Below are 25096 nucleotides of genomic sequence, written 5' to 3' on the forward strand. Positions count from 1 at the left end.
GTCTAGCGGGTGGCGCCGCTGGGGTCCCGGAGCCACGCCTCCAGCGTGGCGCGGGCGTCGGCGGCCCCGGCGGGCAGCCGCAGCCCTCTGAGGAGCATCCACAGCGTCCCCTGCAGCGCCCGCGCCGCCAGGAACTCCCGCAGTTCGGGATCGTCGGGATCGTGCCCATAGGCCTGGACGGCCGCCCGGCCGTCGAGCCGCTTCGTGCGCAGCAGGCAGGCCAGGTCCCACTCGGCGGGAGCGGCCATGCTCTCCTCGAAGTCGTTCCAGAGCAGCCCGGCGGGGGTGGCGAGGAGGTTGCCGGGGTGCGCGTCGCCGTGGACGGCCTGCGCCGTGCGGCCCGCCAGCCGTTCGGCCAGGCCCGCGTGCGCGTCCCGCAGCCGGGCCAGCACGTCGGGCGGGACCTCTCCGTCGAGCAGCTCCAGCAGCCGCAGCGGCTCGTCGAGCACCGGCCCGAGATAGGGCAGCTCGCCGGGAAAGCCCCGGAGTGCCTCGTGCAGCTCGGCGAGCGCCCGCCCGGCCGTCTCCGGGCCCATCCGATGGCCGGGGTCGTGCTCGACGTGCTTCCAGAAGGAGACCGCGACTCCGTCACGCAGATGCGGCCCGGCAGGCAGCAGGTCGCTCGGCGGCACGACCGGCACGCCCTGCCCGTGCAGGTAGGACACGACGTCCAGCTCCCGCCGCAACGCGTCGGCGGGCCGCGCCCGCCCCAGCGCGGTCACCGTCGGCACCCGCGCCACGATCGGGGCCGGGCGCAGGTGGATCCGGAGGTTGAACGAGTCGTTGAGGACGACCGGATCCGCCACCCGGATGCCGTGCTCCTCGGCCAGGGAGACGGCGGCGGCCACAGCGGGGATCATTTAGGCGGACTCCCTGATCACCAGCTCCGTGGGCATGATCACCGGCTCGGCCGGGCCGCCCTCGAACAGGCCGAGCAGGAGCCCGACCATGGCCGTCGCCTGCTCGGCCACCGGGTGCCTGAGCGTCGTCAGCGGCGGCTCGGTGTATTTCGCCGCCTCGATGTCGTCGAAGCCCACCACCGCCACGTCGTCCGGCACCCGGCGCCCGGACTGGCGGAGTGACTGCAGGGCGCCGACGGCCATCAGGTCGTTGGCCACGAAGACGGCGTCAAGGTCGGGGTCGTCGCGCAGAAGCTGCCGCATCGCGACCGCGCCCGACTCCCGGGTGAAGTCGCCGATCGCCACGATCGACCTGAGGTCGGAGTCGCGCAGCACGTTGCGGTAGCCGGCCAGGCGGTCCTGGCCGCCGATCATGTCCTGCGGGCCGGCGATCGTGGCGATCCTGCGCCGTCCCGTCTCCACCAGGTGCCGGACCCCGATCTCCGCTCCGCCGACGTTGTCGTTGTCGACGTACGGGATGTCCACGGGGACGGCGGGCCGCCCGTAGGAGACCACGGGGACGCGCAGGCGCGACAGCGCGGCCGGCAGCGGGTCGGCGCCGTGCATGGAGATCAGCATGACCCCGTCGACGTGCCCGCCCGCGATGTAACGCTCCACCCGGGCGTGGCTCTTGGCGGAGGAGGCCAGCATGAGCACGACCTGCTTGTTCACCGCTTCGAGCGCCACGGACGCCGACCTGATCGCCGTGGAGAACATCGGGTCCTCGGAGAAGACCCGGGTGCCCGGCTCGCTGACGACCAGCGCGATCGAGTCGGTGCGCTGGGTGACCAGGCTGCGCGCGGCCGAGTTGGGCACGTAGCCCAGCTCGTCGATCGCGCGCTGCACGGCGTCGCGGATGTGGGGCGCCACCGTCGTCTGGCCGTTGACGACCCGGGAGGCGGTGGCGCGCGAGACCCCCGCCCGGGCGGCGACCGCCTCGAGGGTCGGGCGTCTCATGACTGCACCAAGTGGGAGAGCACGGAAAAAATCTACAGGCCGTTCCTGGTGATGACGTCTCTGTACCAGAGAGCGCTGTCCTTGAGGATCCTGGCCTGGGTCGCGTAGTCGACGTGCACGATGCCGAACCGGCGCCGGTAGCCCTCGGCCCACTCGAAGTTGTCGAGCAGCGACCAGACGAGATATCCGCGCAGGTCCGCGCCCGCCCCGATGGCCCGGTGCACCTCGCGCAGATGGCCTTCCAGGTACGCCACCCGCTCGTCGTCGTGCACGCGGCCGTCCGCCACGACGTCGTCGAAGGCCGCGCCGTTCTCCGTGACCATGAGGCCGACCTGCGGATAGTCCTGCGAGAGCCGTACGAGGAGCCGGGACAGGCCGTCCGGCACGATCGGCCAGCCCATCGCGGTCGTCGGCGCGTCCGCCGCCGCGAACCTGACGTCCTCCGAGCCCGGCCACGCCGCGTCGGCCGGCAGCCCCGGGCCCGACTCGACCACGCACGGGTTGTAGTAGTTGACGCCGACCAGGTCGATCGGCGCGTTGATCAGCGAAAGGTCGCCGTCCAGGATGTGCTCCGTCCCGCCGTTGCGCGCCGCCGCCTCCAGGACCTCCGGCGGGTACGTGCCGTGCACCGCCGGATCGAGGAACTGCCTGGTCAGCAGCGCGTGGACGCGGTCGGCGACGGCCGCGTCCGCCTCGCCGGCCACCGCCGAAGGGTCGTTGACCTGGGCGGGGGTGAGCACCGGGGAGGAGTTGACCACCAGCATGAGGCTGCGCGCGCCGGACTCGCGCAGCCGCCGCGCGGCCAGCCCGTGGCCGAGCAGCAGGTGGTGCGCCGAGCGCAGGGCGTCGGCCGGGTCGCGGCGGCCCGGCGCGTGCACGCCGTTGCCGTAGCCGAGGAAGGCCGACACCCATGGCTCGTTGATCGTGGTCCAGTCGCCCACCCGGTCGCCGAGCCGGTCGTGGACGGCCTGGGCGTAGTCGGCGAACCGGTAGGCCGTATCGCGATTTGTCCACCCTCCACGGTCTTCGAGGGCTTGGGGAAGATCCCAGTGATAAAGCGTGACATAAGGCGAAATTTCGGCGGCGAGTAGCTCGTCCACGAGCCGGTCGTAGAAGGCCAGCCCGCGCGGGTTGACCGGGCCCGCGCCGTCCGGCTGGACGCGCGGCCACGCGACCGAGAACCGGTAGGCCCTCAGCCGCAGCTCGCGCATCAGCCCGACGTCCTCGCGGTAGCGGTGGTAGTGGTCGCAGGCCACGTCGCCGGTGTCGCCGTCCGCCACGTTCCCGGGGGTGTGGGAGAAGGTGTCCCAGATCGACTGGCCCCGCCCGTCCTCCTTGACCGCCCCCTCGATCTGGTACGAGGCCGTCGCGGCACCCCAGACGAACTCCTCGGGAAAGATCATCCCTTAACAGCTCCTTGCATGATTCCACCGATGATTTGCCTGCCGAACAGGGCGAAGACGGCCACGAGCGGGAGCGTGCCGATCGCCGTCCCGGCCAGCCCGAGCACGTAGTCGTTGACGTACCCGCTGGCCAGCGTGGACAGCGCCACCTGGACCGTCGGGTTGTCCGGGTTGAGCACGACCAGCGGCCAGAAGTAGTCGTTCCAGGCCGACATGAACGTCAGCATGCCGAGCACCGCCGCCGCCGGACGGGCGGCGGGCAGCACGACGTGCCAGAACAGCCCCCACGTCGAGCACCCGTCCACCCGGCCCGCCTCCAGCAGCTCGGTGGGCAGGGCCCGTGACAGGTACTGGGTCATGAAGAACACGCCGAACGCGTTGACCAGCGCCGGGACGATCAGCGCGTAGGTGGTGCCGGTCCACTCCAGCTTCACCATGAGCATGTAGAGCGGGATGATGCCGAGCTGCGCCGGGACCATCATGGTGGCCACGGTGATCACGAGCATGACGTTCCTGCCCCTGAACTTCAGCTTGGCGAAGGCGAACCCGGCCAGCGTCGAGAAGAACATCACCGCGATCGAGATCGACCCCGCCACGATGACGGAGTTGAGCAGCGCGAGCCCGAAGGGGACGGTGTCGAAGACCCGGGAGACGTTGGCGAAGAAGTTGCCGCCGGGGATCAGCGGCGGCGGCACCTGGCCCAGCGCCGAGTTGTGCCGGGAGGCCACCACGACGCTGTAGTAGAGCGGGAAGGCCGAGAAGAAGGCCACCGCGGTCAGGGTCAGATAACGCAGCCTCATATCAGGCCCCCTCTCACCCGGCGGGTGATCAGGAAGTTGACCAGCGCGACGATCACCACGGCCAGGAACATCAGCCAGGACGCGGCCGAGGCGTAGCCGAAGTCGAACGTCGAGTTCGCGAAGCCCTGCTCGTAGACGAACAGCGCCAGGGTCTGGAACTGCCGGTCGGGCCCGCCGGTGGCGATGCCGCCCCCGCCGCCGCTGCTCTGCCCGAACAGCAGGGGCTCGGCGATGATCTGCATGGCGCCGATCGTCGAGACGATGACCACGAAGACGATCGTCGGCCGGATCATCGGGATCGTGATCCTGCGGAGCTGGGTGAAGCCGCTGGCGCCGTCGATGGTGGCGGCCTCGTACAGCTCGCGTGGCACGGCCTGCATGGCGGCCAGGAAGATCAGCGCGTTGTAGCCGGTCCAGCGCCACATGATCATTACGGAGAGCGCGAGGTGCGAGGTCGCGGTGCCGGCCGCCCAGTCGATGCTGCCGACGCCGAACCACGAGAGCACCCAGTTGATCAGCCCGAAGTCCCGGCCGAAGAGCTGGCTGAAGATGACCACGACGGCCACCACGCTCGTGACGTTCGGCAGCAGCAGCGCGACCCGGAACAGCGTCTGGAACCGCAGCCGCCGGTTGAGCAGGTGCGCCAGCCAGATGGCCAGCATGAGCTGCGGCACGGTCGAGAGCACGCCGATGGACAGGGTGTTGAACGTGGCGTTCCAGAAGTACCCGTCACTGAGCAGCGTCGAGTAGTTGTCCAGCCCGATGAACGTCTGGGTCTCCGACAGCAGCGACCACTCGTGCAGGCTCACCCAGGCCGTGTAGACCAGCGGGAACAGCCCGAAGGCGCAGAAGAGCAGGAAGAACGGCGCCACGTAGGCGTACGGCGACACCCTCAGGTCGAGGGTGTGCCGCACGCTACGCCTACGCCGTCGCGAGACCGCGAGGGGAAGGGAGCTCATTTGATCTTCTTGACGTCCTCGAGCACCTGGGCCCACGCCTCGTCGGGCGACTGCTTGCCCTGCTCCACGCGGCCGAGGCCGTTGCCGACGGCCGTGCGCACGTCGGCCTCCTTGGGGCCGAGGTGCTGCGGCTTGAGCGCCTTGGCGGCGTCAGAGTAGATCTTGCCGATGGGGGCGTCGCCGAAGAACGGCTTGGTGAAGTTCTGGATCGACGGGTCGTCGTAGAGGGCCGGGATCGACGGGAACGTCCCCTCCTCCTTGAACACCTTGGCCTGGTTGTCCTTGGAGGTCAGGAAGTCGATCAGCTCGGCCGCCTCCTTCGGGTGCTTGCTCTGCTTGGGCACCATGAGGTGGGAGCCGCCGCTGTTGCCGGAGCCGCCGGGTACGGTCGCGATGTCCCACTTGCCGGCCGAGTCCTTGGCCTGCTCCTGGATGAAGCCGGTCATCCAGGCCGGGCAGATGATCGTGGCGAACGAGCCCTTGGCGAAGCCGGTGTTCCACGGCGGGGTGAAGGCCGCCAGCTTGGCGGTCAGGCCCTCCTGGGTGAGCTGGTTGGACAGGTCCCAGGCCTTCTTCACGTCGGGGTTCGAGGCCACGATGATGTTGTCCTGGGCGTCGTACAGGCCGGTGGGCGCCTGGTTGACCATCGCGCGGAAGATCTCGCCGGGGGAGTCCACGAACTTGGCGCCCGCCACGTTCGCCGCGCCGAACTTCTTGCCGGTCGCGATGTACTGCTCCCACGTCGGCCAGAGGGCCGCCACCTCGGTCCGGTCGGTCGGCAGCCCGGCCTTCTTGAACAGGTCCTTGCGGTAGCACATGGCCAGCCCGCCCACGTCGGTGCCGAGGCCGAGCACCTGCGTGCCGTCCTTGCTCAGGCCCTGCTGCCACTTCCAGTCGAGGTAGTCGGGCTGCCGCTTGTCCAGCCCGTACTGCTTGAGATCGACGAACTTGCCCGGCTGGGCGGTGAACGTGCTGATGTAGCCGACCTCGACCGCTTCGATGTCACCCGCGCCGGCGTTCGTGGCCAGCCGCTTGACGAGGTTGCTGTGGTGGTCGTTGAACTGCGTGACGTTCTCGACGATCTCGATGTCGGGGTGGGTCTTCTTGTACTCCTCGTAGAGCGGTTTGAAGCCGAAGTCGCCGAAGAGGCCGACGGTGAGCTTGATCTTCTCTCCCGGCTTGGCGCTCTCCGTGGCGGTGCTCCCGCCGCCGCCTCCGCCGCCGCAGGCTGTCGCCAGGGCGAGCAGGGACGCGGTGATCAAGGGCATGGCGAATCGCCGGACGCGAGGGGTCATGGAACCCTCCTTGGTCGGTGCTTGCGAGGTATGTGAGAGAGCGCTCTCTCAAGAGATTCGCGGCGATAACACCGGCCTGTCAACGGGGGCTAAATAACGATCCGGCTTAGCGAGAGAGCGCGTTCACGCGTTGAGCGCGCGGCCGGCCATGCGGGCGTACATGCGGCCGGGGCTCGGGGCCTCGGTGAGGAAGCCGGGCAGCACGGGCAGCTCGACGGCGAACGGGTCGAGCCGCTCGTACAGCTCGTTCGCGTCGGCGGGCCGGTCGTCCGGCAGCTTCTCCAGCAGCTGCGACAGCAGCGCGTCCAGCTCGGGAGGCAGCCCGGGGATGGCCGGCGGGCGCTCCTTGACCTGCTTCTCGAAGACCATGTAGTCGGTGGGCCCGGTGAACAGCTGCTGCCCGGTCAGCATCTCGTGCAGCACGCAGCCGAGCGAGTAGAGGTCGCTGCGCGGCTCGGCGACGCCGTGCTTGATCTGCTCGGGAGCCATGTACGCCGGCGTGCCCAGGATCTGCCCGATCCTCGTGAACGTGGTGACCTCGGCGTCCCGGAGCATGGCCAGCCCGAAGTCGAGCACCTTCACGCTGCCGTCGGGGCAGAGCATGAGGTTCGTGGGCTTGAGGTCGCGGTGGCAGATCGCCAGGGCGTGGGCCGCCGACAGCACGGCACACGCCTGGGCCGCGATCGCGGCGGCCCAGCAGACGGGCAGCGGGCCGTGCTCGCTGACCACGTCGGCCACCGTGACGCCCTCGATGAACTGCATCACCTGGTAGAGCCGCTGCTCGTGGGTGCCGAAGTCGTAGAGTACCGGCGCGCCGGGGTGCTCGAGCCGGGCCAGGATGCGGGCCTCGCGGATGAACCTGCGCTCCAGCTCGTGATCGTGCCCGCTGGGCAGCCTGAGCAGCTTCACCGCCACCCGGCGGTCCAGGTGGCGGTCGTGGCCCGCGTAGACGGCACCCATGCCGCCTTGCCCGAGAGGGAGGTCGTCGAGCACATAGCGGTCGCCGATGACCATTCGCCCCTCCCCGCAGCCTTCCGGGAAAAAACTACACCGTCACGCGAGGGAATGCCGTCGCGTCATGGGGTGAGGTCATGAGCGCGCGGATGCAGGTGGCCGTCGGCGAGGCCGTCGAGGCCCAGTCTGATCAGCGCCTGCCCCAGCGTCGAGGTCTCGCGGATGGCGTCTTCGAGCACGGCGAGCTGCCGGAAGGCGTCGCCGTACGCCTTCTGCTCCTTCAGCGACAGGCGCGGCAGCCGGGTGCGGCGCACGTCGAACCTGCTGGAGCCGGTGGTCGCCCGGCCGCCGGCGGCCCGCAGGAAGCCCGCCAGGAAGTCGGGGTCGAGCCGGCGCGCGTCCACCCGGTAGAGCGTCAGATGGGGCCCCAGCACCGCGCCGCCGTCGGCCATCACGCGCACGCTGGAGTAGGAGGCCACCACGTCACCCGGGCGGATCGCGATCAGGCCCTGCTGCATGGTGGTGGAGCCGGACGGCGGCGTGCCGTTGAGCACGTCGTCGGAGGTCAGCACGGGCACCTCGCCGCCGTCCGCGGCCATCTTGGGCGGAGCCTGGGACGTGGCCACCAGACCTTCCTTGATCAGGTCGCCCAGCGTGGTCGCGGGCTGGTCGAGCGGCTGCTCCAGGACCTTCAGGTCGGGCGGGGCCGAGGCGGCGGCCATGAAGCGGTCGCGGGCCTCGGTGTACGCCTTGCCGACGTCGTCGCGCCGCTGGTGGCGGGCCGGGGTCATGTCGACCTCGTCGGCCAGCAGGTCGATGATGCGTACGGTCTGGTCGGAACGGTCCTCCAGGTACGCCTCCCAGGCCGGCTCGACGCTCGCCAGGTCGGCCGTGGCGTCGAGGATCAGCACCTCGGACGGCGGCCGCTCGCCCGCCGCGGGCCGGCGCAGCAGCCAGAGGTCCGACCCCGGCAGCGCGATGACGGCCCGCAGCGCGCCCGCGCGCAGCAGGTTGGCGCGGATGCGGCGGCCCGCCTTGCGGCTGGCGGCGGCCGGGGGCATGAGGATGGCGACCAGGCCGCGTGGCTTGACGTGGGTGAGGCAGTGCTGGACCCAGGCCAGCTCCGGCTCGCCGCGCGGCGGCAGGCCGTACTCCCAGCGCGGGTCGCCGGTCAGCTCCTCGTAGCCCCAGGCCCGCTCGTTGAACGGCGGGTCGCACACCACGGCGTCGGCCCGCTCGCCGGCGAACCCGTCGTCGCGCATCGAGTCGCCGGCCACGACCTCGGCCTCGATGCCGCGCAGGCGGAGCCTGGAGGCGGTGATGGCCGCCGAGGTCTCGCTGAGCTCCTGCCCGAGCATCCTGGCCGCCCCCGGCTCCGCCTGGGCGTGCCGGTCGTGGGTGGGGGCGAGGAGCAGCGTGCCGACGCCGCAGGCCGGGTCGAGGATCGTCGAGCCGCCCGGTCGTACCAGGCTGACCATGAGCCCGGCCACGTCCTCGCGGGTCACGGAGAGCTGCCGCGAGTGCGCCTCGAGGTAGCGCTCACAGAGGAACTCGTACGCCGTCAGCGCGCCGAGCTGCTCGGCCAGCTCCAGCAGGAGCTCCGCCAGCTCCGGCTCCAACCCGCCCGCCACGGGCGATTCGGGACCCGGCTCACCCGGGGCGGCCGGGCGGGTCAGCAGGGCGCCGGCCTGGGCCACCAGCTCGCCCAGGCGCAAATCGCCTGCGGCTTTCAGGCGTTGCCACACCCGATCTCCCAGCGAGACCTGGTAGGACTTCCCATAGCGACGTAGCCAGGACTCGACCTGCCGGAGCGAGAAGAGCGGCTGGTTGGCCGTGCCGCCGATGGGATCGGGGAAGTCGTCGTGGCGACGGCGCCAGTTGCTCACCGCGGCACGCCCGACACCGGCGAGCCGGGCGATGTCCCCGGCGTTGACGGTCGGGTCGTGGCTCATGGTGCCCACAGTAGTTCACAAGAGTCTTCAGCGCATCTGCTTGTGAAGTCTTTCAACCAATGATTTACTGCAGGGTATGAAGCACAACATCCGCTATGCCGCCGGATCAGACGTGGGCCGCCGCAGGGAGCAGAACGAGGATTCCGGCTATGCGAGTGGCCGGCTGCTCGTGGTGGCCGACGGGATGGGTGGACACGCGGCCGGCGAGCTGGCGAGCTCGGCGGCGATCGCCGTCATGCGCGAGCTGGATGCCACGCTTCCCGAGACGGGCGCGGACCTCGAGGCGGCCCTGGAGGGCGCCGTGCACGAGGCGGCACGCAGGCTGGTCGAGCTGGCCGACATCGACCCCGCGCGCAGGGGGATGGGGACCACGGTGACCGCCATGCTGTGGGACGGCTACCGGTTCGCCCTGGCTCATCTCGGTGACTCCCGCGGATATTTGCTTCGCGATGGTGCGCTCTACCAGATGACCAAGGATCACACACTTGTGCAGTCGATGGTGGACGAAGGACGGATAACCGAGGACCAGGCCGCCGTACACCCCCGGCGTTCGATGGTGCTGCGGGTGCTGGGCAGCGAGGGCAGAGCAGAGCCTGACATGGCGCTGCGCGAAGCCGAGCCTGATGACCGCTACCTCCTCTGCTCCGACGGCCTCACGACCGTACTCGGTCCCGAGGTTCTGCACGAGGTCCTGACCACCGTGGCAGACCCGGGCGCGGCCGTCCAGCGGTTGATCGATCTGGCCAACGAGGGCGGCTCGCCGGACAACGTGACCGTGATCGTGGCCGACGTGGTCGCGCCGGGCTCGGGCGAGGCGGCCGTCTATCGCGTGGGAGCCGGCGCCTAACGGGAGCGGTCATCAGTCTCACCTGCCTCACCAGTCACAAAACCGAAATATTGGTTAATAGCACGACACTTTCCGAGTGATTCGCGCAATTTCCCGATGGCGCTACTACAGTCCATCGTGATTTATCGGTTTTCTGGGAGGAGTCACCCTGGACCCGATCGCGGACGAGCTGCTGAAGACGGTGCGGCAGGAACTCGGTTACAAGGAGAAGAACGGCCAGTTCACCAAGTTCGGCCAGTGGTACGCGGATCGCGTCCAAGACACCCAGTACCGCAACGGGCCCTGGTGCGACATGTTCATCGCCTGGGCCGCGGACAAGGCCGACCTCAGCCAATTTGTGGGCGAGTTCGCCTGGACGCCCTCCCATGCCGCCTGGTTCATGAAACAGGGGGCGTGGACGCAGAAGCCCGAGCCGGGTGCGCTGGTCTTCTTCGACTGGAAGGGCGGCAAAAGCTACAAGGGCATCGACCACGTGGGGATCGTGGAGAAAGTCAGCGGCAAGAAGATCCACACGATCGAGGCGAACGTGGACCGGATCTGGCTCAAGCGCAAGACGCGGGAGACGGACAAGGTCGTCGGCTACGGCATTCCGCGCCTGGTCAAGGCCAGTGCCGACAAGCTCGGGGAGATCCGCTCGACCGAGCAGCCCTTCGTGCCGGCGCCGCGCGTGGAGACCGGGCGGGGATCGCCCTTGGACGTCCTGGGCACGCCGCCCGCGCTGCTGACCGCGATGGTGCTCATGACCGTCGTCCTGTCCCTCCGCATCACCGGCCGCCGCCGCGGCACCCACCGCCGCCTCGCCTTGCCCTGGAACGCACCAACCACCGAGCGTGAAGCGACTCCGGCTCGGGACGGCGCTCCCGCTCGCGAACGGGTGACGGTCCCAACCAAGACCGCCCCTGCCAAGCCCGCCTCAACCAAGCCCGCGGAGCACGTGCAGGCCAAGCCCCGTCCCGCCCCGGCGCCGGCCGCCCGCCCGGCCAGGACGCGCGTCACGGCCGCCGCGGCCACCAGGCACTCGACCTCGACGAGACGCAAGCCCTACGAGCCCGACTAGCCCGCGTTCCAGCCCGCGAAGTGCTAGGACGTGAGGTCGATGACCACCTTGACGTCGTGGTCGCGCTCGAAGGCGTCCAGCGCGCGCGACAGGGGGACCCGCCGCGTGATCAGCCGTTCGAGCCACCCGGTGTCGGTCTTGGCCAGCGCGTCGGCGGCGTCCCTGTAGTGCCGCAGGTTCGCGTTCACGGAGCCGAAGACCACGTCGTTCTCCAGGACGATGTCCCGGTTGATGAGCCCCGCGTCCACCCGGTGCTCCCGCCCTCCCGGCGAGAGCCCGGCCAGGCAGACGATCCCCGCGGCGGCGGTGCCGACCATGGCGTCGATGACGAGCGTCCCGGCCCCGGTGCACTCGATGATGACGTCGGGCCTGACCGTGGTGAGCTCCTTCAGCGACGAGCCGGAATGGTAGGTCCCGTCCAGATCCTTCACGAGCCGCGACTTGAGCCCGGCGGCCGAGCGGTCGAGCACGTGCACCTCCAGCCCTCGCTGCCGCCCCATCAGCGCCGCCAGCAGCCCGACGGGCCCGGCTCCTGTGACCAGCAGCGTCTGGGGCTCGAACCAGGCCCGCGACCCGATCCGCTCGATCTGCTCCCACGCCTTGGCGACCACCGACGCGGGCTCGACCAGCATGCCGACGCTCTCCAGCGACGGATCCAGGCGCACGGCGTAGCCGCCCTCGACCGTCCAGCGTTCGGAGGCGTAGCCGTCGATCTGCTTGATGCCCCGCTCGGTGTACTCGCCGTTGCGGCACATGTCGAACTCGCCCCGCTTGCAGGCCCCGCACGGCACGGGGTCGGGCCGCCGTACCACGCCGACCACCAGGTCGCCGGGGGAGTACGCGGACCCGTCGGGCACCTCCAGCACCCGGCCCAGCGACTCGTGCCCGAGCACCATGCGCTCCTTGCCGGGCGGCGGCCAGCCGTAATCGGCGGTGATCAACTCCCTGTCCGTCCCGCAGACCCCCAGCGCCAGCCCCTGGACCAGCAGTTCACCCTTCTCCGGTGCGGGATCGGGGACCTGCTCGACGGCGAGCGTCCCCTTCTTGCCCGGTGCGAACGTCAGTGCGCGCATACGACGTCACCCCCTCGCGCCCCCTACCCGGATGGCGGGAGGAAATAGTAGGACGTCCTAGTGTCTATTAGTAGGACGTCCTAGTATCTTCGGAAGGGAGAGCCCTCACGAAGGAGTGAACAGGCGTGCACGTCCCGGTACACCCAGTCCGTTTCGTGACCGCCGCGGCCTTGTTCGACGGCCATGACGCGGCGATCAACATCATGCGGCGCATCCTCCAGTCACAGGGGGCCGAGGTCATCCATCTCGGGCACAACCGCTCGGTGGACGAGATCGTCACGGCCGCCCTCCAGGAGGACGTCCAGGGCGTGGCGATCAGCTCGTACCAGGGCGGCCACGTGGAGTTCTTCACCTACCTCGTGGAGCTGCTGCGCGAGCGCGGGGCCGGGCACGTCAAGGTGTACGGCGGCGGCGGGGGAGTGATCGTCCCCGAGGAGATCGAGCTGCTGCACTCGCGCGGCGTCACCCGCATCTTCTCGCCCGAGGACGGCCAGCGGTACGGGCTGCCCGGGATGATCAACCAGCTCATCGAGGACTGCGACGTCGAGCTGGACGGCACCCCGTCGGTCGAGGCCGTGGTCTCGGGCGACCAGGCGGCACTGGCCCGCGCGATCACGCTCATCGAGTCGGGCCGCGCCCCGGAGGGGCTGGTCGAGGGCCTGAAGGCCGCCGCGACGGACAAGCGCGTCCCCGTGCTCGGCATCACCGGTACGGGCGGCTCCGGCAAGTCCTCGCTCACCGACGAGCTGGTCCGCAGGTTCCGTGTGGACAACGACGACAAGCTGCGCATCGCGGTCATCGCCATCGACCCCACCCGCCGGCGCGGCGGCGGCGCGCTGCTCGGCGACCGCATCAGGATGAACAGCCTGAGCCCCCAGACCTACTTCCGCTCCCTGGCCACCAGGGGCGCCGCCAACGAGGTGCCCGCCTGCCTCGACGAGGTGATCACCGCCTGCCGGGCCGCGGGCCACGACCTGGTGATCGTGGAGACGCCCGGCATCGGCCAGGGCGACGCCGGGATCGTCCCCCACGTGGACGTGCCGATTTACGTGATGACGCCCGAGTTCGGGGCGGCCTCGCAGCTCGAGAAGATCGACATGCTGGACTTCGCCGAGGCCGTGGTGATCAACAAGTACGAGCGGCGCGGCGCGGAGGACGCCCTGCGCGACGTGCGCCGCCAGCTCGTACGCAACCGCGAGGCGTTCGGCGTCCGGCCGGAGGACATGCCGGTCTTCGGCACCATCGCGGCCCGCTACAACGACGCCGGGGTCACGGCCCTCTACCAGTACCTCAAGCCCCTCCTGCTGGGCGAGCCGGGGCCGGGGCTGCTGCCGAAGGTGTCCGGGCGCACCTCGCAGGCGTCGGCCGCCATCGTGCCGCCGGCCCGGGTCCGCTACCTGGCCGACATCGCCGAGACCGTGCGCGCCTACCACGCAGAGACGCTCGCGCAGGCCGAGGTCGCCCGCCGCCGCCAGCAGCTGGCCGCCGTGCGCTCCCTCCTGGAGGACTCCCGCCTGGAGGAGCTGGAGGCGCAGGCGGAGCGGGAGCTGAGCGAGGAGAGCCGGGCCCTGCTGGCCGCCTGGCCCGCGGTCAAGGAGCGCTACACCGCCGACGAGCTGGTGGTGAAGGTGCGCGACCGCGAGATCCACACCCCGCTCTGGCGCGAGACCCTGTCCGGCAACCGGATCCCGCGCGTGGCCCTGCCGCGCTACAGCGACCACGGCGACCTGCTGAGATTCCTGCGCGGCGAGAACCTGCCCGGATCGTTCCCCTTCACCGCCGGCGTGTTCCCGTTCAAGCGCGACGACGAGGACCCGACCAGGATGTTCGCCGGTGAGGGCGACCCGTTCCGCACCAACAGGCGCTTCAAGCTGCTGTCCGAGGGCCAGCCCGCGACCCGGCTGTCCACGGCGTTCGACTCGGTGACCCTCTACGGCCACGACCCGGACCTGCGGCCCGACATCTACGGCAAGGTCGGCACCTCGGGCGTCTCGATCGCGACGCTGGACGACATGAAGGTGCTCTACGACGGGTTCGACCTGGCGGCGCCGAACACGTCCGTGTCCATGACGATCAACGGCCCCGCGCCCACGATCCTGGCCTACTACCTCAACACCGCCGTCGACCAGGCCCTCGACCGCTTCCAGGCCGAGCAGGGGCGCCCGCCGTCGGCCGAGGAGGCCGCCGGCCTGCGCGCCCGTACGCTGGCCACGGTCAGGGGCACCGTGCAGGCCGACATCCTCAAGGAGGACCAGGGCCAGAACACCTGCATCTTCTCCACCGAGTTCTCGCTTCGGATGATGGCCGACATCCAGGAGTGGTTCATCAAGAACGGCGTGCGCAACTTCTACTCGGTCTCGATCTCCGGCTACCACATCGCCGAGGCCGGGGCCAACCCGATCAGCCAGCTCGCCTTCACGCTGGCCAACGGCTTCACGTACGTGGAGGCGTACCTGGCCAGGGGCATGAAGATCGACGACTTCGCCCCGAACCTGTCGTTCTTCTTCTCCAACGGCATGGACCCCGAGTACAGCGTGCTCGGGCGGGTGGCCCGCCGCATCTGGGCGGTGGCCATGAGGGAGCGCTATGGAGCCGGGGACCGGTCGCAGAAGCTGAAGTACCACATCCAGACCTCGGGCCGGTCGCTGCACGCCCAGGAGATGAACTTCAACGACATCCGCACCACCCTCCAGGCCCTGATCGCCGTCTACGACAACTGCAACAGCCTGCACACCAACGCCTTCGACGAGGCCGTGACCACCCCGTCGGCCGACTCGGTGCGCAGGGCCATGGCCATCCAGCTCATCATCAACCGCGAGTGGGGCCTGGCCAGGAACGAGAACCCGCTGCAGGGCTCGTTCATCGTCGAGGAGCTGACGGACCTGGTGGAGGAGGCCGTGCTCGCCGAGTTCGAGCGGCTGTCCGACCGGGGCGGCGTGCTGGGCGCGATGGAGACCGGCTACCAGCGTGGCAAGATCCAGGACGAGTCCATGCTGTACGAGATGCGCAAGCACGACGGCTCGCTGCCGATCGTCGGGGTGAACACGTTCCGCAACGGCACGGACGAGCCGCCGGCGCACAAGCTTGAGCTGGCCAGGGGCACCGAGGACGAGAAGCGCTCGCAGCTCGACCGGCTGCGCGCCTTCCACGAGCGCAACCGCTCGGAGGCCCCGGCGCAGCTCGCCCGGCTGCGCGAGGTGGCGATGTCGGACGCGAACGCGTTCGAGGTGCTGATGGACGCGGCCCGCGTCTGCTCGCTCGGCCAGATCACGGAGGCGCTGTTCGAGGCGGGCGGCCAGTACCGCCGCAACGTCTGACCACGTGCGTGGGTGATGAGGGGGCTCGGGAGCCGCGCGGATAGGATCACGGGTCGGGGAACATCGCTATCCAGGAGGCTTTCATGTCCGACGTCACTTTCAAGGGCACGCCCGTCGCCGTGGGCGGCACCTTCCCGAAGCCCGGCGACAGCGCGCCCGCGTTCAAGCTGGTGGGCGGCGACCTGGCCGAGCACTCGCTGGAGGAGTACGGCCAGAAGACCAAGGTGCTCAACATCTTCCCGAGCCTCGACACCGGCGTCTGCGCGGCCTCGGTGCGGCGCTTCAACGAGGTGGCCGCCGAGCACCCCGAGGTGGCCGTGCTCTGCATCTCCGCCGACCTGCCCTTCGCCCAGAAGCGGTTCTGCGGTGCCGAGGGCCTCGACAACGTGGTCACGCTCTCGCTCATGCGGGGCCGTGAGTTCCTGACCGACTACGGCGTGGCGCAGGAGTCGGGGCCGCTGGCGGGGCTGACCGCGCGCGCGGTGGTCGTGCTCGACGGTGACAACCAGGTGGTCTACTCCGAGCTGGTGCCGGAGATCACCCAGGAGCCCGACTACGACGCCGCGCTGACGGCGCTCAAGTAAGTGAGCCGGGGGTCCACGACGTGGACCCCCGATCTCAGTTCCTCCTGGCCACGCCGCACAGGATCAGCGACGACTCGGGCCCGTCGACGAAGTCGATCATGTCGGCCTGGTCGGGACGCCACTCCGGCAGCCACACGAGACCCGGGTCGACCAACTCGAACCCCTCGAACAACGCCGCGATCCGCGTCCGGCTCCTGAACGTGAGTGGAGCGTTGGTGCCCCGGTAGACCTCGGTGATCGCCTCCACGGCCGCGGCCCGGGCGTCGCCGGTGCAGTGGGACATGACCAGACAGCTGCCGGGGGCCATGGCGTCACGCAGGCTCGCCACGATCTCCCGAGGGTGGTCGGAGTCGGCGACGTAGTGCATGGTCGCCGTCAGCAGCACGCCGACCGGGCGGCTGAAGTCGATCGCCGCCATCACCTCGGGATTGCGCAGGATGCCTTCGGGCTTGCGCAGGTCACCCTCCACCGCCGTCGTGTCACCCTGCCCGGCCAGCAGCGCCCTGGCGTGCACCAGCACCACCGGATCCCGGTCCACGTAGACCACCCTGGCCCCCGGGGTGATCTTCCTGGCCACCTCGTGCACGTTGTCCTGGCCGGGCAGCCCCGTGCCGATGTCCAGGAACTGCGTGATGCCGGACTCGGCGAGGTACCGAACGGCGCGCCCCAGGAAAGCGCGATTCGCCCGGACCGCCGCCCGTAACTCCGGAGCCGCCTCGAGCAGCTTCTCCGCCGCCGCCCGATCGGCAGGGAAGTGGTCCTTGCCACCCAGGAGGTAGTCGTAGAGGCGGGCGACGTTGGGAGTGTGCGGATCGAAGGCTGGCGACTCTCGTTCCAACCGTCATTCCCCCGATCAAGAGTTAACGATCTTCGACCTGGATTCTACGGATCTATACCGACATTCACTGCCGAATACCCGTCGGATCTAGGCTGATGTTGTGGACGACACCGGCGTACCCGTGAAGATTCCCGGCACCGTGCGGCGGATCGTGTCCCTGGTGCCGTCGCTGACCGAGTCGGTGGCGGCGACCGTGCCGGAGGCGCTGATCGGGGCGACCGACTGGTGCTCGCACCCGGCCGACCTGGACGTGACCAGGGTCAGGGGAACCAAGAACCCCGACCTCGACGCGATCAGGAGGCTCCGGCCCGACGTGGTCCTCGCCAACGCCGAGGAGAACCGCGCGCCAGACATCGAGGCCCTGCGCGCATCGGGCATCGCGGTCTGGGTGACGAAGATCGAGACGCTGGATCAGGCTTTCGTGTCGCTGGAGCGCATGTTCCTGGAGGCGTGCCGTACCGGACGTCCCGGGTGGCTGGACGCGGCGGAGCAGGCGTGGCGCGCGCCCGCGGAAGGGGCGCGGCGCACGGCCGTCGTCCCGATCTGGCGGCGGCCGTGGATGGTGGTGGGGCGCGACACGTTCACCGGGGACGTGCTCAGGCGCCTCGGCGTGGACAACCTCTACGCCGGTCACGAGGAGCGTTACCCCAAGATCCCCCTGTCCGAGCTGGTCGAGCGGCGGCCCGGCCTGGTGGTGCTGCCGGACGAGCCGTACGCGTTCTCGGAGACGGACGGGCCCGAGTGCTTCCCCGGGCTCGCCTGCGCGCTGGTCAGCGGGCGGCTGCTCACCTGGTACGGCCCCTCGCTCGTGGAGGCGCCCGCCCTGCTGCGGAGCGCCCTCGCCTGACCCTGCCGCCTCAAGGGGCCGGCTCAGCGCACCCGTACGCGTCCGGTGATGCCCAGGGCGGCGTCCACGGAGGCGGCGGAGAGCACGTGCTCCATGACGATCACCGCCATCCCCACGATCCCGGCCCGGTCCTCGAGCGAGGTGGGCACGATCTCCAGGTGCCTGGTCGTGTACGGCAGGCTGTGCCGGTAGACGACCTCCCTGATCCCCGTCAGATAGTGCTCCCTGGTCTCCGCCATGTCCCCGGCCAGCACCAGCACGCCCGGATTGAGCAGGCTGACCGCGGTGGCCAGCACGAGGCCCAGCGTGCGCCCCGCCTCCTGGGTGCGGGCGATGGCCGCCGGATCGCCCGCCTGCACGAGGCGTACGACGTCGCGGCTGGAGCCCTGGCCCAGGTCGGTGGCCAGGGCGTGGCCGCTGGCCAGCGAGGCCACGCAACCGCGCGAGCCGCACGTGCAGACCCGGTCGTCGTGCTCGTTCAGCCGCACGTGCCCGATGTTCCCGGCGGCCTCCTCGACGCCCCGGTAGATCTGCCCGTCGATCACGATCCCGGTGCCGATCCCGGTCGACACCTTGATGAGGATGAGCGAGTCCGTGTCGCGCCACGACGACCACCACTCGCCCAGCGCCATCGCGTTGGCGTCGTTCTCGACCAGGACGGGCACGTCGTAGGTCTCGCCGATCGCCTCGCCCACCGGATAGCCGTCCCACCCGGGCATCAGGAACGACCTGATCATCCGCCCGGTGGTGTGGTCCACGGAGCCGGGCAGGTCGAGCCCGATGCCGCACACGTCGCTCGCCGGCCGCCCGGCCCGGTCGAGCAGCCGCTGGAACGCCTCCCGCACCCACGACAGGACCGCCTCGGGGCCGAGTTCGATGCGCATCTCGGTGCGCTCCTCGGTCAGGGTGTTGGCGGCCAGGTCGGTGAGCGCCACGCCGGCGTGCGAGGCGCCCAGGTCGGCCACCAGCATCAGGCGCCGGCCGGCGTCCACGTCGAGCACCGAGGGCGGTCGCCCGCCCCCGGAGGCCGCGACGCCGGACTCGTGGATGTATCCGGCGTCGATGAGCCGGTCGACCCGGTCGGTGATCGTCGACCGGGACAGGCCGGTGTACTCGATCAGTTCCTTGCGCGTACGGCAGGTGCCATGGCGGATGAGCTGGAGGATCTGCCCTGCCGTCAGCATGGTCTATCCCTTCTCTGCTCCTGCCGTGAGGCCCTCCGTCAGCAGTCGCTCACTGGCGAAGAACACGATCACGATGGGCAGCGTGAGCACCACCGAACCTGCCATCAGGACCGTCGTCGGGATCTCTATGCTCCCCGCCAGCTGCGAGAGGCCCAGGGACACCGTCCAGCTCTCCCGCTTCTCCACGAGGAAGAGCAGGGCGAACAGGAACTCGTTCCACGCGATCATGAACGCGTAGAGACCAGTCGCCATCAGCGCGGGCTTGGACAGCGGCAGCACCACGCGCCAGATGGTCGAAAGCCTCGTGCACCCGTCGATCGCGGCCGCTTCCTCCACGCTTTGCGGCACGGTCTCGAAGTAGTTGCGGAGCATGTATACCGTGACGGGCACGGTTTGCGCGATATACACGAGGATCAGTCCGAAAAGCGATCCGCGCAGCCCCAGCATCGTGAAGAGCACGAAGAGGGGGATGGCCAGCACGATCGCCGGAAACAGGTACACCGCCAGGAAGAGGAAGTGCACCTGCCGCCGCCCGAAGAAGCGCAGCCGCGCGACCGCGTACGCGCCCGGGATCGAGATCAGCAGCGTGACCGCCACCGAGGCGAGCGCGACGATCGCGCTGTTCCTCAGGAAGCTCAGGAAGCCCTGCCGGGTCAGCACGTCCACGTACGTGTCCAGGGTGAAGCCACGCGGCCAGAGCGAGCCCGGCTCCAGGATCAGCTCCTGGATGTCGCGGACGGACAGCATCACCATGTAGAGGAACGGGAACGCGGTCATCAGGAAGAGCACCGCGATCACCAGCGGTTTCAGCACCCGGAAGAGGACCCGCTCGAACCTATCTCTGCTCACCTTCACCCCCGCCGAAGAACCGCAGGTAGACGGCCAGGAACACGACCAGGAAGACCGCCAGCACGATCGCCTGCGCGGCCGAGGCGCCGATGTCGTCGCGGGCGGTCAGGAAGTTGTAGACCCGCACGCTGACCACCTCGGTCCCGGCCCCGCCGCCGGTCAGCAGGTAGACGTCGTCGAACTTGGTGAACGTGAACACGAACCGCAGCACCGACAGCAGCGCGATGATCCGCCAGAGCTGCGGCATGATCACGTAGCGGAACCGCTGGGTCGGCGTGGCCCCGTCCACGACCGCGGCCTCGTCCAGCTCCGCGGGCAGCGCCTGCAGCCTGGCCAGGATGAACAGGAACGCGAACGGGAAGTACCGCCACGCCTCGAACGCGATCACCGTGAACAGCGCCACCGGCACCCGCACGCCCAGGAGCTCGCCCCTGGCCTGGGTGAGGAACGCGATCGGCTCGTGGAGCCAGGTGTTGACGATGCCGTACTGGGGGTTGAGCATCGTCTCCCACAGGAACGCCACGGCCACGACCGGCGCCACGTACGGGATCAGGATGGAGGCCCTGACCAGGGTCCGCCCCCTGAACCTGTCGCGCAGCGCCAGTGCCGCCACCAGCCCGATCGCGATCGACAGCGCGGTGCCCGCGACGGTGTAGACGAGCGTGTTGACGAGGGACGACCAGAAGCCGGGCTCGGAGACCACGTACGAGAAGTTCTCCAGCGTGTAGTGGCCGAAGACGCCGGCCCGGCGGATGTTGATCAGCCGGGCGTCCTGGAACGCCAGCATGATCGCCCACAGCAGTGGCAACACCACCACGACCAGCGTGATGACGAGCGTCGGCGAGATGAGCGCCAGCCCCGCCCGGCCTTCCTGCTGCCGCAGAGTGTGGGTCACTGGCGGATCCCGCGCTTGATCGTCTCCACGTCGATCTTGGCCTGGGCGGCGGCGGCCTGCGGGGTCAGGGAGCCGTCCACGACCGCGCTGAGCGCCTTGGGCACGGGCAGCTCGCCCATGGTGGCGCCGACCAGCTTGCCCTGCCCCTGCGGGATCCCCCAGCGGGCGAAGGTGTCCGGGCTCTTGCGCAGGGCGTCGAGCACGTCGGCCGGGTAGATGTCGGCCAGCGGCTTCTTGGTGTCGACCCCGGCGGGCAGCTTGTTCCACTTGTCCTCGAAGCCCTTGCGGGTCGGGAACTTGCCCTCGGGCGCCATGCCGATCCAGCGCTCGTAGCCCTCGTTCATCATGTAGGCGACGAACTTCGCGGCGGGGTCCTTGGCGGCGTCACGGGTGACCGCCCAGGAGACGATCTCGCCGTACTGCGCGGGCGCGCTCCCGTCGGGCCCCTTCAGCGCCGTGACCACGCCGGTGTTCTCGGCCAGCCACTCGGGGTCGGCGCGGCACTCCTGGCAGCTCGGCAGCGCGTCCTTACGGAGCCCGGCCAGCTCGTCGAGGATGAACGACGACCAGATCGTCATGGCCGCCCTGCCGGAGAAGTAGGTGGCCCGGGTGGAGTCGACGTCCTGCTTGCCCTTGACCGAGTAGTCCTTGGCGAGCTTGCCGTAGAACGCGAACGCCTTCACGCACTGCGGCGAGTCAAGGGCGACATTTCCGGAATTGTCGACGAGCTGGCACCCGTTGGCGAGCGCGACGTGCTCGAAGCTCTGCGCGGTGAACGAGTCCTTCGGCGCGATCGCCAGCGTGATGCCCGCCACGCCTCCCGTGTTGAGCTTCGCGGCCGCCGCCTCCAGCCGCTCGTACGTGTCGGGCGGCTGCAGCCCGGCCTTGTCGAACAGGTCCTTGCGGTAGAGGATCAGCTGCGCCCACCCGTCGCTCGGCACCGCGAGCAGCTTCCCGCCCGAGCTGTCGAGCTCCAGGGCCCGCGGCGAGAAGGAGTCCCGGCCGAGCTGGTCGACGACCTTGCCAGGGGTCTCGGTGTCGAGCAGGTCGTTGGCCTCCAGCTCGCGCACCGCCGCCAGCGGCAGCGCGCCGATCACGTCCGGCAGGTCGCCGGCCGCGGCGGCGGCCGTCACGGCCTGGCTGAACTGGTCCTCGGCCATGGCGACCAGCTTGACCTGGATCCCTGTCTTCTTGGTGAAGTCGGCGGCGATCTGGTTCTGTACGGCCATCCGGTCGTTGAGGTTCTCTTCGGTCCAGACGGTGATCTGGTTGCCGGCGGACGACTCGCCACCGTCGCCGCACGCCGCCAGCGAGGCGGCGGCCAGCAGCGCGACGGAGAGGACGGCGGTTACCTTCTTCGGCATGGCACGCTCCTCCGATTCGGGGATATGCCGCCCTTACCCTCGCCATGACCTCGGCAACGTTCGGTAGTCGATAACGAGACCGGTCTGTACCCACTCCGTGCCTACACGGCCATAACTGGATCTTTGTCGCAAAAGATCTACTTTGAGGGTATTTCGGTCATCCGGAGGTCACCGCACTAGCTAGAAAGCCCAGGTGTGCGGCCTGGCAGGCGATGTCGGTAAGGTCACTTTCCGGAAGACACGCTGGCAGAAACCCCAATTTCACCAGCCGCCCCCGGCGGAAGTCGTAGACTTAAGAGTGTTACGAGCGCAACTATCGTATGCAAACAAGTACTAAAGCTTTGACTTTTGTTTGATCATTAAGCGTAAGTGTGGAGAATGCGCGTCATCACGTTCGAGCAGCCAGGCCGTGTCCGCGTCAGCCTGGAATCGCCAGCCGACCTGGCGCCGGGATCCGTACGAGTCCGTACGATCTACTCCGGCGTTTCGGCAGGCACGGAGCTCACCGCCTATCGCGGCACAAATCCATATCTCAACCGTCATTGGGACACCGAGCGCCGCCTCTTCGTCGATGGCCAGACGCACGCGTACCCGCTGACCGGCTGGGGCTACCAGGAGGTCGGCGAGGTCGTCGAGGCCGCGCCCGACGTCGCCGATCCGCCGGTGGGCAGCATCGTGTGGGGCATCTGGGGCCACCGCGCCGAGGCCGTCGTGCCGGCGGAGAAGCTGGTGGGGCACGTGATGCCGCCCGGCGCCGACCCGTTGACCGGCGTGTTCGCCCGGGTCGGGGCCATCGCGCTCAACGCCGTGCACGCCTCCGACGTGCACCTCGGCGACCAGATCGCGATCTTCGGGCAGGGTGTCATCGGGCTGCTCGCCACCCGCCTGGCCGTGCTGAGCGGAGCCCGGGTGGTCGCGGCCGACGCCATCCCCGACCGGCTGGAGCTGGCCAGGAGGTTCGGCGCGGCCGAGGTGTTCGACGTGCGCTCCGGGTCGGTGGCCGAGTTCATGCGCAAGCGCGTCGAGGGCGCCGACACCGTCATCGAGCTGAGCGGCACCCACCAGGGCCTGCACGAGGCCATCAGGACCGTGCGCAAGGGCGGCAGGGTCGTGGCCGCCGGCTTCTACCAGGGCGACGGCGTCGGGCTGCGGCTGGGTGAGGAGTTCCACCACAACCAGGTCCAGCTCGTCTCCTCCCAGATCGGCGGCGTGGCCTCGTGGCTGGCGCACCGGTGGGACGTCGAGCGGCTGCAGCGCACGTTCATGGCGCTCGTGCACGAGGGCCAGGTCGAGGTCGGCGACCTGATCAGCCACGTGGTCCCCGTCGAGAGGGCCGAGGAGGCCTTCGACCTGATCGACAAGCACCAGTCCGAGGTGCTCCAGCTCGTCTTCACCTTCGAGGAGTGACAGTGAAGCTCGCCGTACAGGAGCAGCTTCTGCCCGGCCGCACGCTGCAGGAGAAGTTCGCGTTCGCGCTCGATGCCGGGTTCGACGCCATCGAGCTGCGCGGCAAGGGCGATTTCCACTTCGCGGGCCGCCTGACGGAGCTCAAGCGGGCGCGGGCCGACGGCGTGGTCATGCCGACGGTGTGCGTGGACATGCCGCACTTCATCGGCGACTTCGACCCGGCCAAGCGCAAGGACGCCATCCAGCAGCTCAGGTCGCAGCTCACGGTGATCGCCGAGCTGGGCGGCATCGGCGTCATGACGCCCGCCTCCTGGGGGCAGTTCTCGCTCCGGCTGCCGCCGTTCGAGCCGCCGCGCAGCGCGGCGGAGGACCGCGAGGTGCTGACCGAGGCGCTGGGCGTCCTGGGCGAGCACGCGCAGCGCAACGGCGTGCTGATCATGCTCGAACCCCTCAACCGGTACGAGAACCACATGGTCAACACCCTGGCCGAGGCCGTCTCCTACTGCTCGATGGACTCGATCAGGATCGTCGGCGACACGTACCACATGAACATCGAGGAGGACGACCCCTGCCGCTCGCTGGTCGAGGCCGCCCCCTACCTCGCGCACATGCAGATCAGCGAGTCCAACCGCAACCAGCCGGGCACCGGTCACATCGACTGGGGCGCGCAGCTGGCCACGCTCGACGCCGTCGGCTACGACGGCTACCTCGCCCTGGAATGCCGCCTGCGGGGCGAACCCGAGATCGTCCTGCCCCAGACCGCGGCCTTCGTCAGGAAGTACCTATGACCCTTCGCGATGCCGTGCGCGTCCTGGTGACCAACTGGGACGGCAGCTACACGGTCCCCTCCCGGCGCCTGTACCCGCACCAGTGGAGCTGGGACTCCGCCTTCATCGCGATCGGCAACGCGCAGTGGTCGCCGCGAAGGGCCAGGATCGAGCTGCTCTCCCTGTTCGGCGCGCAGTGGCGCGACGGCAGGGTGCCGCACATCGTCTTCAACCCCGCGGTGCCCGAAGGGGCCTACTTCCCCGGGCCCGAGTTCTGGCAGGCGCACGCGCCGTCGGGCTCCGCGACCTCCGGCATCGTCCAGCCACCGGTCCACGCGCTGGCCGCGTGGAAGACGCACCTGGCCGAGCCCGACCCGGCGTTCCTGCGCCGGATCTACCCCCGGCTGGTGGCCCAGCAGGAGTTCCTGCGCGCGGCCAGGCGCTCCCCTGAGGGGCTGATCTCGATCGTGCACCCCTGGGAGTCGGGCATGGACAACAGCCCGGCCTGGGACCTGCCGCTGCGGGCCGTACGGCCTGACACCGTGGGCTTCGTCCGCCGGGACCTCGCCACGGTCAGCGCCGACGAGCGGCCCACCGACCGCGACTACAAGCGCTACGTCTCGCTCGCCCGCGCCTACCGCGACTCCGCCTACCGCAGCCCGGGGGAGTTCCAGGTCGAGTGCCCCCTGTTCAACGCCGCGTACGGCGTCGCCGAGTCGACGCTGGCCCGGATCGCGGAGGTGTGCGGCCTCGACCCCGAGCCGCACGAGCGCGAGGCGGCCGCCATCACCGACGCCATGGTCGAGCACCTCTTCGACGGCGGCCTCTTCCAGGCCCGCGACGTGCGC

General features: G+C 69.7%; 21 protein-coding genes. 7 read left to right on the forward strand and 14 right to left on the reverse strand.

Going from position 1 to position 25096, the window contains the following annotated elements; all coding sequences use genetic code 11:
* Positions 1–2: 2 nt before the first annotated feature.
* The 8 genes from AB0L65_RS14195 to AB0L65_RS14230 form a co-directional block, all read right to left on the reverse strand.
* Entirely contained in the window at positions 3–860 is an 858-nt protein-coding gene (locus tag AB0L65_RS14195) for a phosphotransferase (protein ID WP_364244596.1), read from the reverse strand.
* Complete coding sequence (locus AB0L65_RS14200; RefSeq protein WP_364244598.1) at positions 861–1856, reverse strand: LacI family DNA-binding transcriptional regulator; 996 nt, start codon at positions 1854–1856, stop codon at positions 861–863.
* A gap of 32 nt (positions 1857–1888) precedes the next feature.
* The gene (locus AB0L65_RS14205; RefSeq protein ID WP_364244601.1) at positions 1889–3259 is read right to left on the reverse strand and encodes a GH1 family beta-glucosidase; all 1371 of its coding nucleotides are present in this window, start codon (positions 3257–3259) and stop codon (positions 1889–1891) included.
* Positions 3256–4059, reverse strand: a complete 804-nt coding sequence (locus tag AB0L65_RS14210) for a carbohydrate ABC transporter permease (RefSeq protein WP_350729899.1) — start codon at positions 4057–4059, stop codon at positions 3256–3258. Before AB0L65_RS14210 ends, AB0L65_RS14205 begins: the two co-directional genes overlap by 4 nt.
* Positions 4056–5018 (reverse strand): sugar ABC transporter permease, encoded by a 963-nt coding sequence (locus AB0L65_RS14215; RefSeq protein WP_350729901.1) that lies wholly within the window; start codon positions 5016–5018, stop codon positions 4056–4058. The genes AB0L65_RS14210 and AB0L65_RS14215 overlap by 4 nt, the downstream gene beginning before the upstream one ends.
* Complete coding sequence (locus AB0L65_RS14220; protein WP_364244604.1) at positions 5015–6313, reverse strand: extracellular solute-binding protein; 1299 nt, start codon at positions 6311–6313, stop codon at positions 5015–5017. Before AB0L65_RS14220 ends, AB0L65_RS14215 begins: the two co-directional genes overlap by 4 nt.
* Before the next feature lie 123 nt (positions 6314–6436).
* Complete coding sequence (locus AB0L65_RS14225; protein ID WP_350729905.1) at positions 6437–7327, reverse strand: serine/threonine-protein kinase; 891 nt, start codon at positions 7325–7327, stop codon at positions 6437–6439.
* 62 nt (positions 7328–7389) lie between these two features.
* Positions 7390–9219 (reverse strand): N-6 DNA methylase, encoded by a 1830-nt coding sequence (locus AB0L65_RS14230; RefSeq protein ID WP_364244607.1) that lies wholly within the window; start codon positions 9217–9219, stop codon positions 7390–7392.
* A gap of 76 nt (positions 9220–9295) precedes the next feature.
* Between AB0L65_RS14230 and AB0L65_RS14235 the strand changes: the two genes are divergently transcribed.
* Positions 9296–10066: a protein phosphatase 2C domain-containing protein gene (locus tag AB0L65_RS14235; protein ID WP_364244610.1), complete on the forward strand. Its 771-nt coding sequence runs from the start codon at positions 9296–9298 to the stop codon at positions 10064–10066.
* 181 nt (positions 10067–10247) lie between these two features.
* The gene (locus tag AB0L65_RS14240) at positions 10248–11123 is read left to right on the forward strand and encodes a CHAP domain-containing protein (protein WP_364244613.1); all 876 of its coding nucleotides are present in this window, start codon (positions 10248–10250) and stop codon (positions 11121–11123) included.
* 23 nt (positions 11124–11146) lie between these two features.
* Here AB0L65_RS14240 and AB0L65_RS14245 read toward each other — a convergent pair whose 3' ends face one another.
* On the reverse strand, positions 11147–12196 hold the full coding sequence (locus AB0L65_RS14245) for a glucose 1-dehydrogenase (protein WP_364244615.1): 1050 nt from the start codon (positions 12194–12196) through the stop codon (positions 11147–11149).
* Positions 12197–12321: 125 nt separating this feature from the next.
* Here AB0L65_RS14245 and icmF point away from each other — a divergent pair, with 125 nt between their 5' ends.
* Both icmF and tpx read left to right on the forward strand, forming a co-directional pair.
* Positions 12322–15513 (forward strand): fused isobutyryl-CoA mutase/GTPase IcmF, encoded by a 3192-nt coding sequence (icmF, locus tag AB0L65_RS14250; protein WP_364244618.1) that lies wholly within the window; start codon positions 12322–12324, stop codon positions 15511–15513.
* A gap of 83 nt (positions 15514–15596) precedes the next feature.
* The gene (gene tpx, locus AB0L65_RS14255) at positions 15597–16097 is read left to right on the forward strand and encodes a thiol peroxidase (RefSeq protein WP_350729912.1); all 501 of its coding nucleotides are present in this window, start codon (positions 15597–15599) and stop codon (positions 16095–16097) included.
* Between the two features lie 34 nt (positions 16098–16131).
* On the opposite strand, the gene AB0L65_RS14260 is transcribed toward tpx, so the two are convergent.
* Complete coding sequence (locus tag AB0L65_RS14260; protein ID WP_364244621.1) at positions 16132–16935, reverse strand: SAM-dependent methyltransferase; 804 nt, start codon at positions 16933–16935, stop codon at positions 16132–16134.
* A gap of 100 nt (positions 16936–17035) precedes the next feature.
* On the opposite strand from AB0L65_RS14260, the gene AB0L65_RS14265 reads away from it, so the two are divergent.
* Positions 17036–17782: a helical backbone metal receptor gene (locus AB0L65_RS14265; RefSeq protein ID WP_364244624.1), complete on the forward strand. Its 747-nt coding sequence runs from the start codon at positions 17036–17038 to the stop codon at positions 17780–17782.
* Between the two features lie 23 nt (positions 17783–17805).
* Here the strand turns inward: AB0L65_RS14265 and AB0L65_RS14270 are convergent, their stop codons facing one another.
* The 4 genes from AB0L65_RS14270 to AB0L65_RS14285 are packed head-to-tail and all read right to left on the reverse strand — an operon-like array spanning position 17806 to position 22074.
* The gene (locus tag AB0L65_RS14270; protein ID WP_355191338.1) at positions 17806–18966 is read right to left on the reverse strand and encodes an ROK family transcriptional regulator; all 1161 of its coding nucleotides are present in this window, start codon (positions 18964–18966) and stop codon (positions 17806–17808) included.
* A 3-nt stretch (positions 18967–18969) separates the two neighbouring features.
* A complete protein-coding gene (locus tag AB0L65_RS14275; RefSeq protein WP_350729919.1) occupies positions 18970–19815 on the reverse strand; it encodes a carbohydrate ABC transporter permease in 846 nt (281 codons plus the stop codon).
* Positions 19802–20710 (reverse strand): sugar ABC transporter permease, encoded by a 909-nt coding sequence (locus tag AB0L65_RS14280; RefSeq protein ID WP_364244627.1) that lies wholly within the window; start codon positions 20708–20710, stop codon positions 19802–19804. The genes AB0L65_RS14275 and AB0L65_RS14280 overlap by 14 nt, the downstream gene beginning before the upstream one ends.
* Positions 20707–22074, reverse strand: coding sequence for an extracellular solute-binding protein (locus AB0L65_RS14285; protein WP_364244629.1), 1368 nt, complete (start codon positions 22072–22074; stop codon positions 20707–20709). Before AB0L65_RS14285 ends, AB0L65_RS14280 begins: the two co-directional genes overlap by 4 nt.
* Positions 22075–22452: 378 nt before the next feature.
* Here AB0L65_RS14285 and AB0L65_RS14290 point away from each other — a divergent pair, with 378 nt between their 5' ends.
* Together AB0L65_RS14290 and AB0L65_RS14295 are read left to right on the forward strand one after the other, a co-directional pair.
* Positions 22453–23481 (forward strand): zinc-binding alcohol dehydrogenase, encoded by a 1029-nt coding sequence (locus AB0L65_RS14290; RefSeq protein WP_350729925.1) that lies wholly within the window; start codon positions 22453–22455, stop codon positions 23479–23481.
* Positions 23482–23483: 2 nt separating this feature from the next.
* Entirely contained in the window at positions 23484–24269 is a 786-nt protein-coding gene (locus AB0L65_RS14295; RefSeq protein ID WP_350729927.1) for a sugar phosphate isomerase/epimerase family protein, read from the forward strand.
* The last annotated feature ends 827 nt before the right edge of the window (positions 24270–25096 follow it).

It is taken from the genome of Nonomuraea sp. NPDC052116, from assembly GCF_040680035.1.
In the GTDB taxonomy this organism is placed as follows: Bacteria; Actinomycetota; Actinomycetes; order Streptosporangiales; family Streptosporangiaceae; genus Nonomuraea; species Nonomuraea angiospora_A.